Source organism: Pseudomonas oryzihabitans (genome assembly GCF_007665395.1).
GTDB classification, from domain to species: Bacteria; Pseudomonadota; Gammaproteobacteria; order Pseudomonadales; family Pseudomonadaceae; genus Chryseomonas; species Chryseomonas psychrotolerans_C.
Map to the genome: position 1 here is coordinate 1 of NZ_VDND01000021.1, position 12,486 is coordinate 12,486.

Sequence of the window (12,486 nt, forward strand, 5' to 3'; positions counted from 1 at the left end):
CTTGATGCCCACGATCTCGACTTCTTCCTGGACCTTGACGATGCCACGCTCGACACGACCGGTGACCACGGTGCCGCGACCGGAGATCGAGAACACGTCTTCGATCGGCATCAGGAACGGCTTGTCGATGGCACGCTCGGGCTCGGGGATGTACGAGTCCAGGGTCTCGACCAGCTTGCGCACGGCGGAGGTACCCATTTCGTTGTCGTCGCTGCCGTTCAGGGCCATCAGCGCGGAGCCGATAACGATCGGGGTGTCGTCGCCCGGGAAGTCGTAGGTGTTCAGCAGATCGCGAACTTCCATCTCGACCAGTTCCAGCAGCTCGGCGTCGTCAACCATGTCGGCCTTGTTCAGGAACACGACGATGTAGGGAACGCCTACCTGACGGGACAGCAGGATGTGCTCGCGGGTCTGCGGCATGGGGCCGTCAGCAGCCGAGCACACCAGGATCGCGCCATCCATCTGGGCAGCACCGGTGATCATGTTCTTCACGTAGTCGGCGTGGCCGGGGCAGTCGACGTGCGCGTAGTGACGGATCGCCGAGTCGTACTCAACGTGGGAGGTGTTGATGGTGATACCGCGAGCCTTTTCTTCCGGCGCGTTGTCGATCTGGTCGAAACCACGAGCGGAACCGCCCCAGGTGTCGGCACAGACTTTGGTCAGCGCAGCGGTCAGGGTGGTCTTGCCATGGTCAACGTGACCGATGGTGCCCACGTTCAGGTGCGGCTTGTTACGTTCAAACTTCTCTTTAGCCATCGACACTCTCTCCCTTCACGAATTGAGCAAAGCAATGCCGCCATTAAAACAAAGGCAGATATTTTCATATCTGCCTTTTAAGATGGAGCTCATGAGCGGATTTGAACCGCTGACCTCACCCTTACCAAGGGTGTGCTCTACCAACTGAGCTACATGAGCGAAACATTTGCCAGTCAAACTGGAGCGGGTAGCGGGAATCGAACCCGCATCATCAGCTTGGAAGGCTGAGGTTCTACCACTGAACTATACCCGCAGAGCCTAAGCGCTCTAGCAATCTGGTGGAGGGGGAAGGATTCGAACCTTCGAAGTCTGCGACGTCAGATTTACAGTCTGATCCCTTTGGCCACTCGGGAACCCCTCCAAAGTGAGGCGGCATTTTCTTCATCTGCCCTCCTCTTGTCAAGGATCTTTTTAAAATCTCCTTAACAATCAGTGCTTTCGCCTCGCACGCTGGCGTTATCAGCGAAAGCGGGCGCAGTTTATGCAACCCTTCCGAACTACGCAACCCCAGAACGCAAAAAAAGCTTAAAAAACAAAGGCCGCCTTGCGGCGGCCTGTGTCTTGAGGCTGGAATCCCCGGTTACAGCTGGGGACCGGCCGCCAGGATGGCGTCGGACACGCCGGAAAACTTCTTGAAGTTCTCGACAAACTTGCCGGCCAGCTCGCGCGCCGCCGCGTCATAGGCCGCGCCGTCCTGCCAGGTATCGCGAGGATTGAGCAGAACGGTGTCCACGCCCGGCACCGCGACCGGGACATCGAGGTTGATCACCGGCACGTGGCGCGTCTCGGCACCGATCAGGGCGCCGCTCTGGATGGCCGCGATCACCGCACGGGTGGTCGGGATGTTGAAGCGCTTGCCGACGCCGTAGCCGCCGCCGGTCCAGCCGGTATTGACCAGGTAGACCTTGGAACCGAAGCCCTGGATACGCTTGATCAGCAGATCGGCGTATTCCGCCGCCGGGCGCGGGAAGAAGGGCGCACCGAAGCAGGTGGAGAAGGTCGACTTGATGCCGGGACCGGAACCCATCTCGGTCGAGCCGACCAGGGCGGTGTAGCCGGACAGGAAGTGATAGGCCGCCTGCTCATTATTAAGGATGGACACCGGCGGCAGCACCCCGGTGAGGTCGCAGGTCAGGAAGATGACCGCATTGGGCTCGCCGCCCAGATTGTGCTCGGCGCGCTTGTCGATCAGCTCGCGCGGGTAGGCAGCGCGGCTGTTCTGGGTCAGGCTGTCATCGGCATAGTCGGGGTGACGGGTCTGCGGATCGAGGACCACGTTCTCCAGCACCGCGCCGAACTGGATGGCCTTCCAGATGACCGGCTCGTTCTTCTCGGACAGGTCGATGCACTTGGCGTAGCAGCCACCTTCCATGTTGAAGACGGTGCCCACGCCCCAGCCGTGCTCGTCGTCACCGATGAGGTAGCGGCTCTGGTCGGCGGACAGGGTGGTCTTGCCGGTACCGGACAGACCGAAGAACAGGGTGACGTCACCCTCCTCGCCCACGTTGGCGGCGCAGTGCATCGGCAGCACGTCCTTTTCCGGCAGCAGGAAGTTCTGCACGGAGAACATGGCCTTCTTCATCTCGCCCGCGTAGCGCATGCCGGCGATGAGCACCTTGCGCGCCGCGAAGTTGATGATGACGGTACCGTCGGAGTTGGTACCGTCCCGCTCCGGCTCGCAGACGAACTCGGGGGCGTTGAGGATTTCCCAGGCCGGCTTGGACTGGGGGTTGTACTCGGCCGGATTGATGAACAGGCAGCGGCCGAACAGGTTGTGCCAGGCGGTCTCGGTACGCATGATGACGGGCAGGTAGTGCTCGACGTCGGCGCCTACATGCACGTGGGAGACGAAGTGATCACGCTCGTCCAGATAGGCACTGACGCGCTCCCACAGAGGGGCGAACTTCTCCTCCGGGAAGGGCCGGTTGATCGGCCCCCAGTGAATGGCAGCGCGCGTGGAGGCTTCCTCGACGATGAAGCGATCAACCGGCGAACGCCCCGTGCGATGCCCCGTCCTGACGACCAGCGAGCCGTTGGCGGCCAGCTCTCCCTCGCCACGTCGCAGGGACTCTTCCACTAACTGCGCGACGCTGATATCGGTATACACGTTGGCTTTCGTCATTTCGTTCCCCATGGCCCTGGGCCGTTCCTCATGCTTGTAGCTCTTACACGGCAGAACTACACGTTGCGGGATTATGCCAGAAAGCCTTCGGGCAATTGCAACGGCTAGTGGCGGGTATTTCCTGGGGTTTGCGTGCCGCCGCCCGCAAAAATCTGTGCGATATCGGCGGCGTCGAACACCTGCTGCTCATTGCAAAACTGACAATCGACCTGAATTTTTCCCTGCTGTTCATCGAGCAGGCTCTCGACGTCCGCCCGCCCCATGCTGACCAGGGCATTGGCGGCACGATCACGCGAGCAACTGCAGTTGAAGGCCACTCCCTGGCCGTCGAACAGGCGCACCGTTTCCTCATGGAACAGGCGATGCAGGATCACCGGATTGTCGAGCCCCAGCAGCTCTTCCGCCGTCAGGGTATCGGCCAGGGTGACCACGTGTTCCCAGCTATCCTGGCGGGCCTGGGCATCCTTGATCCGTGCCGGCGGAAGCTGCTGCAGCAGCAGGCCGCGGGCGCGACGGCCGTCGGCATTCAGCCAGAAACGGGTGGGCAGCTGCTCGGACGTGGCGAAATAGCCCGACAGGCATTCCGCCAGGTTGGCGCCCTCCAGGGGAACGATGCCCTGGTAACGCTGACCATGGCGCGGATCTATGGTGAGGGTCAGGATGCCGTCCGGCATCAGCTCGCCCAGGGCGGCCGCGGTCGAGATCGCCGCGTCGTCGTAGCGGGCGATACCGCGCACCTCGCGCTCGCTGGAACACTCGACCATGAGCAGCGGGATGGGCCCGCTGGAACGCGCCTGCAGCACCAGCAACCCCTCGAATTTCAGGGTTCCGCAGAGCAGGGCCGCCGCTGCCAGCATCTCGCCCAGCAACTGGGCCACCGGCTCCGGATAGGGATGCTTGGCGAGGACCTCGGCGTAGCTGCGATCCAGGGTGGCCAGCTCGCCGCGGACATCGGTTTCGTCGAACAGGAAGCGCTGGGTGAAATCGTGGGAAGTCATGAACTACCTATATAAGGAGGAAGGCCGCGAACGTCGACCGACGCGGCGCAGGCCGGGACCGCTGGGCGGAGCTGGCCAATGGAGGGATCCGGCGAGTGACGACGGTCAGTCGTTGAACGGGTGAACGTACTCGCGGAACTGGTGGATCTGGCGGCGCTGCTTCTTGGTGGGACGGCCGTCGGTCTGCAGGCCGAGATTGCCGGCCTTGCGGGCAGCCGCCGCCTGTTCCCGCGCCACGATGCTTTCGGGCGTCTCGGCATAGAGCTGCTGGGCCTCGGACGCGCCGCGCCGATCCTGGGACAGGGCGACGATCACCACGGTCTTTTCGTCATGACCCTGGCGGATGGTAAGCACATCGCCGACGCGAGGTTCCTTGCTGGGCTTGCAGCGCTCGCCGCGGCACTGGACCTTGCCTCCTTCGAGGGCCGCCTTGGCCAGCGCACGGGTCTTGAAAAAACGTGCCGCCCATAGCCATTTATCAAGGCGCATCCGTTCTTCACTGTGATCTACTGCATGCATCGAATAAAAGGTCTCCTGTCGGGTCCTAGCCTCGTCTCAAGAACTCTAAACCATCAGACCGACGCTGCAAGCGCGCCTCTGGAGAGCCATGACCACATTCTTTCCTTCCGACCTGACCGGACAGACCCGCTGCGCGGGCTGCCAGCAGTCGGAACCCCTGGGCTTCGACTTCGACTTTGCCTACCAACCCATCGTGGACCTGGGCAAGAGCGCGGTCTTCGCCCGGGAAGCGCTGGTGCGCGGGCCAGGCGGCGAAGGTGCACTGTCGGTGCTCAACCAGGTCACCGACAGCAACCGCTATCGCTTCGATCAGCTGTGCCGCACCAAGGCCATCGCCACCGCGGCGGCGCTGGGCATGCAGGAAAGTCTGTCGATCAACTTCCTGCCCAATGCCGTCTACCGTCCCGAGCTGTGTATCCGCAGCACCCTGGCTGCCGCTCGCGAACATGGCTTTCCCCTGGAGCGGCTGATCTTCGAGACGGTGGAGACGGAGCTCGTGTCCAGCGACCACCTGACGCACATCCTGCGCGAGTATCAGCAATTCGGCTTCAAGACCGCCATCGACGACTTCGGCGCCGGGCATTCCGGCCTGACGCTACTGGCCAACTTCCAGCCGGACCTGATCAAGCTCGACATGGCCCTCATCCGCGACATCGACCGCGACCGGGTGCGCCGCACCATCGTGCGAAGCGTGATCGCCATGTGCAGCGACTTCGGTACCCGGGTCATCGCCGAGGGCGTGGAAACCCTCGCGGAACGCGATTGCCTGCGTGACCTCGGCATCGAGCTGATGCAGGGCTACCTGTTCGCCAAGCCAGCTTTCAAACAGCTCGTCGATCCGCAACATTTAGGCGGAGGCCACTGATTTCAAGGAGCAGCGATGAGCAAATCTGCCGAACCGGTCGTCATCGGCCTGAGCGAATGGGTGGCCCTGCCTGAGCTGGGCGTGGTGGGCCTGAGGGCCAAGATCGATACGGGCGCCAGCACCTCGGCACTGCATGCGACGGAGGTCCAGCCGTTCATGCGCGGCAAGGAGCGCTGGGTGAGGTTCACCGTGCACCTGGGAACGCTCGTCCAGTCCCGCCATCGGCATTGCGAGGCACCGCTGGTGGCGAAGAAGACCATCCGCAGCTCCAACGGCATCGCCCAGACCCGTTATGTCATCCGTACCCTGCTGGCCCTGGGCGAGTGCCAGTGGCCGGTGGAATTCACCCTGGCCTGCCGCAAGAGCATGCGCTATCGCATGCTGCTCGGCTCCAAGGCCTTGATCGATGGTGGCCTGCTGGTGAATCCGGCCGTCTCCTATGCGCAAGACAAACCCCAGTTGTCCCTTACTCCGGCCTCCGGTGCCCCATGAAAATCGCCGTTCTCTCGCGTAATCCCAATCTGTATTCCACCCGGCGCCTGGTCGAGGCCGGGGTCAGCCGTGGCCACGAGGTGGTCGTGGTCGACACCCTGCGCGCGTACATGAACATCGCCAGCCACAAGCCGCAGATCCACTACCGGGGCAAGCCCCTGGAGGGCTTCGATGCGGTCATCCCGCGGATCGGTGCCTCGGTGACCTTCTATGGTTGCGCGGTGCTGCGCCAATTCGAGATGCAGGGCGTCTTTCCGCTCAACGAGAGCGTGGCCATCAGCCGTTCGCGCGACAAGTTGCGCTCCCTGCAGCTGCTGTCACGCAAGGGCATCGGGCTGCCGGTGACGGGCTTCGCCCACTCGCCGGACGACGTGCCCGACCTGATCCAGATGGTCAACGGCGCGCCCCTGGTGATCAAGGTCCTGGAAGGCACCCAGGGTATCGGCGTGGTGCTGTGCGAGACCGAGAAGGCCGCCGAGTCGGTGATCGAGGCCTTCATGGGTCTGAAGCAGAACATCATGGTCCAGGAGTACATCCGCGAGGCCGGCGGCGCGGACATCCGCTGCTTCGTGGTCGGCGACAAGGTCATCGCCGCGATGAAACGCCAGGCGGCGCCGGGCGAATTCCGGTCGAACCTGCACCGTGGCGGCACCGCCAGCCTGATCAAGATCACCCCCGAGGAGCGCATGACCGCCCTGCGCGCCGCCCGCGCCATGGGCCTGAGCGTGGCCGGGGTGGACATCCTCAGGTCCAATCACGGACCGCTGGTGATGGAGGTCAATTCCTCGCCCGGCCTGGAGGGCATCGAGCAGACCACCGGCAAGGACGTGGCCGGGATCATCATCGAGTACCTGGAGAAGAACGCCGAGCCGGGGCTGACGCGGACCAAGGGCAAGGGTTGAGGTCATTGGGTGTTGGGCTTCGCTGCGCTCAGCCCAACCTACGCACTGATCGCGGCCATGGGCCGCTCCTACAGGTTAGATGCAACCCATGGCCGCGATAAGGTAGCGGCTCAGCTCGCGCTGCGGGGGAGCAGCAGACCCAGGGGCAGCAGCACCCGGGCCTCTACCCCTCCCCCTTCGCGATTGCGCAATTCGGCGCTGCCGCCGTGCTGGGCGGCGATGCGCTTGACGATGGCCAGGCCCAGCCCCGAACCGCTGACGGTGCGGGCGCGGTTGCCACGGGTGAAGGGATTGAAGATCTCCTGCAGGTCCTTGGGATCGATACCGGGGCCGCGGTCCATCACGCTGAGGGCGACATAGGGCGCGGTAGCGGATCCCGCGACCTGGCCCACCACCTCGATGCCGCCACCGCCGCCATGGCGCAGGGCGTTCTCCACCAGATTGGTCAGGAGCCGCTTGAAGGAGATGCGGCGGACCGGCAACGGGGGCAGGACGTCGAGCATCAGCCGGACCCGTTCGCTCTCCTGGTTGTAGGGCGCCACCACCTGGCGGGCCAGCTCGTTGATGTTGGTCAGTTCCTGGGGCTCGTCGCGGCCATCGCGGACGAAGGCGAGGAACTGGTCGAGGATGGCGTTCATGTCCTCGATGTCGCGGATCATGTCCTCAGCCTCTTCGCGCTCGGCGGGCGGCATCAATTCGACGGCCAGGCGCAGCCGGGTCAGCGGCGTGCGCAGGTCGTGGGACACCCCGGCGAGCATGAGCTCGCGCTCCCGCCCGGCCTGCTCGACGTCCTCGGCCATCTGGTTGAAGGCATGGTAGACATCCTGGATCTCACTCGGAGCGTCCGTCTCCGGCAGCCGTACGCTGCGCCCCTTGCCCAGCTCGCGCGCGGCGATCACCAGGCGGCGCAGGGGCTGGTTGAGCTGGCGGACGAAGACCCAGGCGGCGCCCACAGACAGCAGGCCGATGGCGAGGAACCAGCCCAGCACGCTCCAGATGTGCTGCCCGCGCAGGGGATGGGCCATCAGCGGGATCTTGATCCAGTCCGGACCCAGGCTCGGCGCCAGTACCCAGAGCGCCGGACCGTGCTGGACGCGCACCCGCACCTCGGTGTCCTCGCCCAGCTCCTGCTTCATCTGCCGTTCGAAGATCTCGCTGTAGGGCCAGTGGTATTCACCGGCCGGCACGGTTTCCGGCGATTCGTAGCGCAAGCCCGCGGCCTGGGCGATACGCGGCCGCTCGGCGTCCGGGGTGGCCCAGTAGGCCCTAAGGGTGAGTGCCGCGCCATGGCTGTACTGGCGATCGACCAGGACGTCCTCGTTGAGCAGCAGATAGACCAGGGTCAGCGCCTTGGAAAAGAGTACCGCGAGCAGGACCATCCACAGCGAGCGGGCGAAGAAGCTCTGGGGAAACCAGCTGGGCGCCTTCATTGGCCAGACTTCCTGAGCCAAACGGCGCGAAAGCCATCACAACCTCCAGCGGTGCGGGGTCCAGATAGACAGCCAGACATGGAAATATTCGGATACATTTGCTCGTCCATTCTTTCCCTTCGACCTGGAGTTCTTTCGTGTCCGACATCTGCCAGACTGGCCTGGACATCGGCTTCGCCTCGCTCAGCTACGCCCAGATCGCCTTTCTCGGCGTGGTGCAGGGTATCACCGAGCTGCTCCCCATTTCGTCCACGGCGCACATGCGGGTGGTACCCGCCCTGCTCGGCTGGCGCGACCCCGGCTCCGCCTTCTCCGCGGCCATGCAGATGGCGGCCCTGGCGGCGGTGATCAGCTATTTCTGGCGCGACGTCAGCGGGGTGACCCGCGGCAGTCTCGCCGCGGTCCGCCAGCGCAACTTCGACAGCCCGGATTTCCTGCTGGCGGTGATGATTGTGCTGGCGACCATTCCCATCTGCATCGCCGGGCTGCTGCTGGCGCCCCTGCTCAACGCCTGTGATTCGCCGCTGCGCGGACTCAGCGTGATCGGCTATGCCTGCCTGGGCATGGCCGTCCTGCTGGCCCTGGCGGAGCGGATCTGCCGGCACAACAGGGACATCTCGCAGATGCGCCTGCGCGACGCCTTGATCGTGGGCATCGCCCAGGTCGGCGCGCTGATCCCGGGCGTGTCCCGTTCGGGCTCGACCCTGACCGCGGCCATGTTCCTCAATCTGCGTCGCGAGGAAGCCGCGCGCTTCTCCTTCCTGCTCGGCCTGCCGGCCATCGCCCTGGCGGGGCTCAAGGAGCTGGTGGTGCTCTGGCACGCACACATCCCGGCGCAAGCCTGGTCGCTGTTGCTGGTGGGGCTGGTGGTGGCGAGCCTGTCGGCCTTCGCCGCGATCTGGGGCCTGATGCGCTTTCTCGAGCGCTTCTCGACCTGGCCCTTCATCATCTACCGGGCGCTGCTGGGGATCTTCCTGCTGGTGGGCGTACACCAAGGCCTGTTCGCCTGAGAGCCTATTCAAAGTCAGCTGCGCGTCGGCCAAACAGTGTTGAAAAGACCTACGGAATGCTCATTTACGCTTTGTAAACTCCGCTTCCTCAGGTCTTTTCGCCTCGTTTGGCTCTAGCTCGCAAGACTTTGAACACGCTCTGCATACGCCTGCTACTGAGAACTTACTTGCCGGCGCCGTCCGGCACGAAGACGTAGCCCACGCCCCAGACGGTCTGGATGTAGCGCGGCTTGGACGGATCGGGCTCGATCATCCGCCGCAGGCGCGAGATCTGGACATCGATGGAGCGCTCCAGGGCGTCCCACTCGCGGCCACGGGCCAGGTTCATCAGCTTGTCGCGGGTCAGCGGCTCGCGGGCGTGGTCGACCAGCGCCTTGAGCACGGCGAATTCGCCGGTGGTGAGCATGTGGGTCTCTTCGCCACGCTTGAGTTCGCGGGTGGCCAGGTGCAGGGCGTAGTCGCCGAAGGTCACCACCTCGTCGGTACCGGCGGGGGCGCCGGGTACCACCGGGGCCTGGCGCCGCAGCACGGCCTTGATGCGGGCCACCAGCTCCAGCGGGTTGAACGGCTTGGCCAGGTAGTCGTCGGCGCCCTGGTCGAGACCCTGGATACGGCTGCCTTCGTCGCCCTTGGCGGTGAGCATGATGATGGGGATGCGATTGCCGCTCTCGCGCAGGCGACCGCAGGCGGAGAGGCCGTCTTCGCCGGGCATCATCAGGTCGAGGACGACCAGGTTGAAGACTTCGCGGGCCAGCAGACGGTCCATCTGCTCGGCGCTCTCGACGGTGCGGACGCGATAACCCTGTTCGGCCAGAAAGCGCTCCAAAAGGCGGCGCAGCCGGGCGTCGTCGTCGACGACCAGGATCTTTTCACCTTCTGGGGCAGCGGTGGTGCTCATAACGTCTCCTTGTGATCTAGCACTGGATTATGCCGTAGGCCATCCGACCGCGGCTTTGGGCCATTGTTAGCAGATTTTGCCCGGCGACGGGCGACGGTGGTGGCGCAGGAAGCGGCGGCCCGACCGGCTCGGGTATACTCCCGCCCGCTTTTTCTTGTGCCAGCCAGGAAGCCCGATGGATATCAATAGCCGTATCGCCGAGGAGCTCGGCGCCCGCCCGCAACAGGTCGCCGCCGCCGTGGCCCTGCTCGACGAAGGGTCCACCGTGCCCTTCATCGCCCGTTACCGCAAGGAAGTCACCGGCAGCCTGGACGACACCCAGCTGCGTCATCTCGAGGAGCGGCTGCGCTATCTGCGCGAGCTGGAAGAGCGCCGCGGCGCGGTTCTGGCCTCCATCGAGGAGCAGGGCAAGCTGACCCCCGAGCTGGCCCGCGAGATCAACCTGGCCGACACCAAGACCCGGCTGGAAGACCTTTACCTGCCCTACAAGCAGAAGCGCCGCACCAAGGGCCAGATCGCCCTGGAAGCCGGCCTCGGCCCGCTGGCCGACGCGCTGCTGGGCGATCCGACGCTGACGCCGGAGACCGAGGCGGCCGCCTATGTCGATGCGGACAAGGGCGTGGCCGACGTCAAGGCCGCCCTGGAAGGCGCCAAGTACATCCTCATGGAGCGTTTTGCCGAGGACGCCGATCTGCTGGCGCGACTGCGGGGCGTGCTGCAGCAGGACGCCATCCTCAGCGCCCGCCTGGTGCCCGGCAAGGAGGTCGAGGGCGCCAAGTTCAGCGACTACTTCGAGCATGACGAAGCCTTCAAGGCGGTGCCCTCGCACCGCGCCCTGGCGATCTTCCGCGGGCGCAACGAAGGCATCCTCAGCGCCGCGCTCAAGCTCGGCGAGGAAGGCCCCGGCATCGCCCATCCCTGCGAAGGACTGATCGCCACGCACTTCGGCCTGAAGCACGAGGGCCGCGCCGCGGACAAATGGCTGGCCGAGGTGGTGCGCTGGACCTGGAAGGTCAAGCTCTACACTTCCCTGGAAACCGACCTGCTCGGCGAGCTGCGCGAGAAGGCCGAGGAAGAGGCCATCGCGGTGTTCGCGCGCAACCTGCATGACCTGCTGCTGGCCGCCCCCGCCGGGCCGCGTACCACCCTGGCGCTGGACCCGGGCCTGCGTACCGGCTGCAAGGTCGCCGTGGTGGACGCCACCGGCAAGCTGCTGGCCACCGACACCGTCTACCCCCATGCGCCGAAGAACCAGTGGGACCAGACCCTGGCGACCCTCGGCGTGCTCTGCACCAAGCACGGCGTCGACCTGATCGCGATCGGCAACGGCACCGCCAGCCGCGAGAGCGACAAGCTGGCCGGCGAGCTGATCCGCAAGTATCCGGGCCTGGGCCTGACCAAGGTGATGGTCAGCGAGGCCGGCGCCTCGGTGTACTCCGCCTCGGAACTGGCCGCCCGGGAATTCCCCGACCTTGACGTCTCCCTGCGCGGCGCCGTGTCCATCGCCCGTCGCCTGCAGGACCCGCTGGCCGAGCTGGTGAAGATCGAGCCCAAGTCCATCGGCGTCGGCCAGTACCAGCACGACGTCTCCCAGCTCAAGCTGGCGCGCAGCCTGGACGCCGTGGTGGAAGACTGCGTGAACGCCGTGGGCGTGGACGTGAACACCGCCTCCGCCGCCCTGCTGGCGCGCATCTCCGGCCTCAACGCCACCCTGGCGCAGAACATCGTGCAGTTCCGCGATGCCAACGGTGCCTTCGCCACCCGTGACGCCTTGAAGAAGGTACCGCGGCTGGGCGACAAGACCTTCGAGCAGGCCGCCGGCTTCCTGCGGGTGATGAGCGGCGCCAATCCGCTGGATGCCTCGGCGGTGCACCCGGAGACCTATCCGCTGGTGCAGCGCATCGCCGCCGACACCGGCCGCGATATCCGTTCGCTGATCGGCGACTCCGGCTTCCTCAAGCGCCTGGACCCGAAGAAATTCACCGACGAGACCTTCGGCCTGCCGACGGTGACCGACATCCTCAAGGAACTGGACAAGCCCGGCCGCGACCCGCGCCCGGAATTCAAGACCGCGGTGTTCCAGGATGGCGTGGAAAAGCTCTCCGACCTCAAGCCCGGCATGGTGCTCGAGGGCGTCATCACCAACGTCACCAACTTCGGCGCCTTCGTCGACATCGGCGTGCACCAGGACGGCCTGGTGCACATCAGCGCCCTGTCGGAGAAGTTCGTCAAGGACCCCTACGAGGTGGTCAAGGCGGGCGACATCGTCAAGGTCAAGGTGATGGAAGTGGACGTGCCGCGCAATCGCGTGGGCCTGTCCATGCGCATGGGCGATACTCCCGGCGAGAAGGTCGAGGGCAAGCCCGGCGGCCAGGCTCGTAATGGCGGCGGCAAGCCCCGCGCCGACAAGGGTGCGCCGCGGCAGACGCAACCGGCGCCGGCCAACAACGCCATGGCATCGCTGTTCGCCAATGCCAAGCAACTGAGGAAGTGA

11 protein-coding genes and 3 tRNA genes are annotated in these 12,486 nt (G+C 65.0%); 5 read left to right on the forward strand and 9 right to left on the reverse strand.

What is annotated here, in order from left to right:
- From FSV73_RS25175 to FSV73_RS25205, 7 genes are all read right to left on the reverse strand, one after another.
- Nucleotides 1–756: elongation factor Tu (locus tag FSV73_RS25175; protein WP_145013078.1), on the reverse strand; the 756-nt coding region annotated here is incomplete at its 3' end.
- 83 nt (nt 757–839) lie between these two features.
- Nucleotides 840–915 (reverse strand) — tRNA-Thr (locus FSV73_RS25180).
- A 20-nt stretch (nt 916–935) separates the two neighbouring features.
- Nucleotides 936–1,009, reverse strand: a tRNA-Gly gene (locus FSV73_RS25185).
- 23 nt (nt 1,010–1,032) lie between these two features.
- A tRNA-Tyr gene (locus FSV73_RS25190) sits at nt 1,033–1,117 on the reverse strand.
- 219 nt (nt 1,118–1,336) lie between these two features.
- Nucleotides 1,337–2,878: a phosphoenolpyruvate carboxykinase gene (locus FSV73_RS25195; RefSeq protein WP_145013080.1), complete on the reverse strand. Its 1,542-nt coding sequence runs from the start codon at nt 2,876–2,878 to the stop codon at nt 1,337–1,339.
- A 104-nt stretch (nt 2,879–2,982) separates the two neighbouring features.
- Nucleotides 2,983–3,876: an Hsp33 family molecular chaperone HslO gene (gene hslO, locus FSV73_RS25200; RefSeq protein WP_145013082.1), complete on the reverse strand. Its 894-nt coding sequence runs from the start codon at nt 3,874–3,876 to the stop codon at nt 2,983–2,985.
- A 105-nt stretch (nt 3,877–3,981) separates the two neighbouring features.
- Complete coding sequence (locus tag FSV73_RS25205; RefSeq protein WP_145013121.1) at nt 3,982–4,365, reverse strand: S4 domain-containing protein; 384 nt, start codon at nt 4,363–4,365, stop codon at nt 3,982–3,984.
- Nucleotides 4,366–4,483: 118 nt separating this feature from the next.
- Between FSV73_RS25205 and FSV73_RS25210 the strand changes: the two genes are divergently transcribed.
- The 3 genes from FSV73_RS25210 to rimK are packed head-to-tail and all read left to right on the forward strand — an operon-like array spanning nt 4,484 to nt 6,654.
- On the forward strand, nt 4,484–5,260 hold the full coding sequence (locus FSV73_RS25210) for an EAL domain-containing protein (protein WP_145013084.1): 777 nt from the start codon (nt 4,484–4,486) through the stop codon (nt 5,258–5,260).
- A 15-nt stretch (nt 5,261–5,275) separates the two neighbouring features.
- Complete coding sequence (locus tag FSV73_RS25215) at nt 5,276–5,752, forward strand: ATP-dependent zinc protease family protein (RefSeq protein WP_145013085.1); 477 nt, start codon at nt 5,276–5,278, stop codon at nt 5,750–5,752.
- Nucleotides 5,749–6,654 carry a 30S ribosomal protein S6--L-glutamate ligase gene (gene rimK, locus FSV73_RS25220; protein WP_027598254.1) on the forward strand — a complete coding sequence of 302 codons (906 nt, stop codon included), beginning with the start codon at nt 5,749–5,751 and terminating at the stop codon, nt 6,652–6,654. The genes FSV73_RS25215 and rimK overlap by 4 nt, the downstream gene beginning before the upstream one ends.
- A gap of 110 nt (nt 6,655–6,764) precedes the next feature.
- On the opposite strand, the gene FSV73_RS25225 is transcribed toward rimK, so the two are convergent.
- A complete protein-coding gene (locus tag FSV73_RS25225) occupies nt 6,765–8,084 on the reverse strand; it encodes an ATP-binding protein (protein ID WP_145013087.1) in 1,320 nt (439 codons plus the stop codon).
- A 137-nt stretch (nt 8,085–8,221) separates the two neighbouring features.
- On the opposite strand from FSV73_RS25225, the gene FSV73_RS25230 reads away from it, so the two are divergent.
- Entirely contained in the window at nt 8,222–9,094 is an 873-nt protein-coding gene (locus tag FSV73_RS25230) for an undecaprenyl-diphosphate phosphatase (protein ID WP_145013089.1), read from the forward strand.
- A 163-nt stretch (nt 9,095–9,257) separates the two neighbouring features.
- Here the strand turns inward: FSV73_RS25230 and ompR are convergent, their stop codons facing one another.
- Entirely contained in the window at nt 9,258–9,992 is a 735-nt protein-coding gene (ompR, locus tag FSV73_RS25235) for an osmolarity response regulator transcription factor OmpR (protein ID WP_058767818.1), read from the reverse strand.
- Nucleotides 9,993–10,167: 175 nt separating this feature from the next.
- Here ompR and FSV73_RS25240 point away from each other — a divergent pair, with 175 nt between their 5' ends.
- The gene (locus FSV73_RS25240; protein ID WP_145013091.1) at nt 10,168–12,486 is read left to right on the forward strand and encodes a Tex family protein; all 2,319 of its coding nucleotides are present in this window, start codon (nt 10,168–10,170) and stop codon (nt 12,484–12,486) included.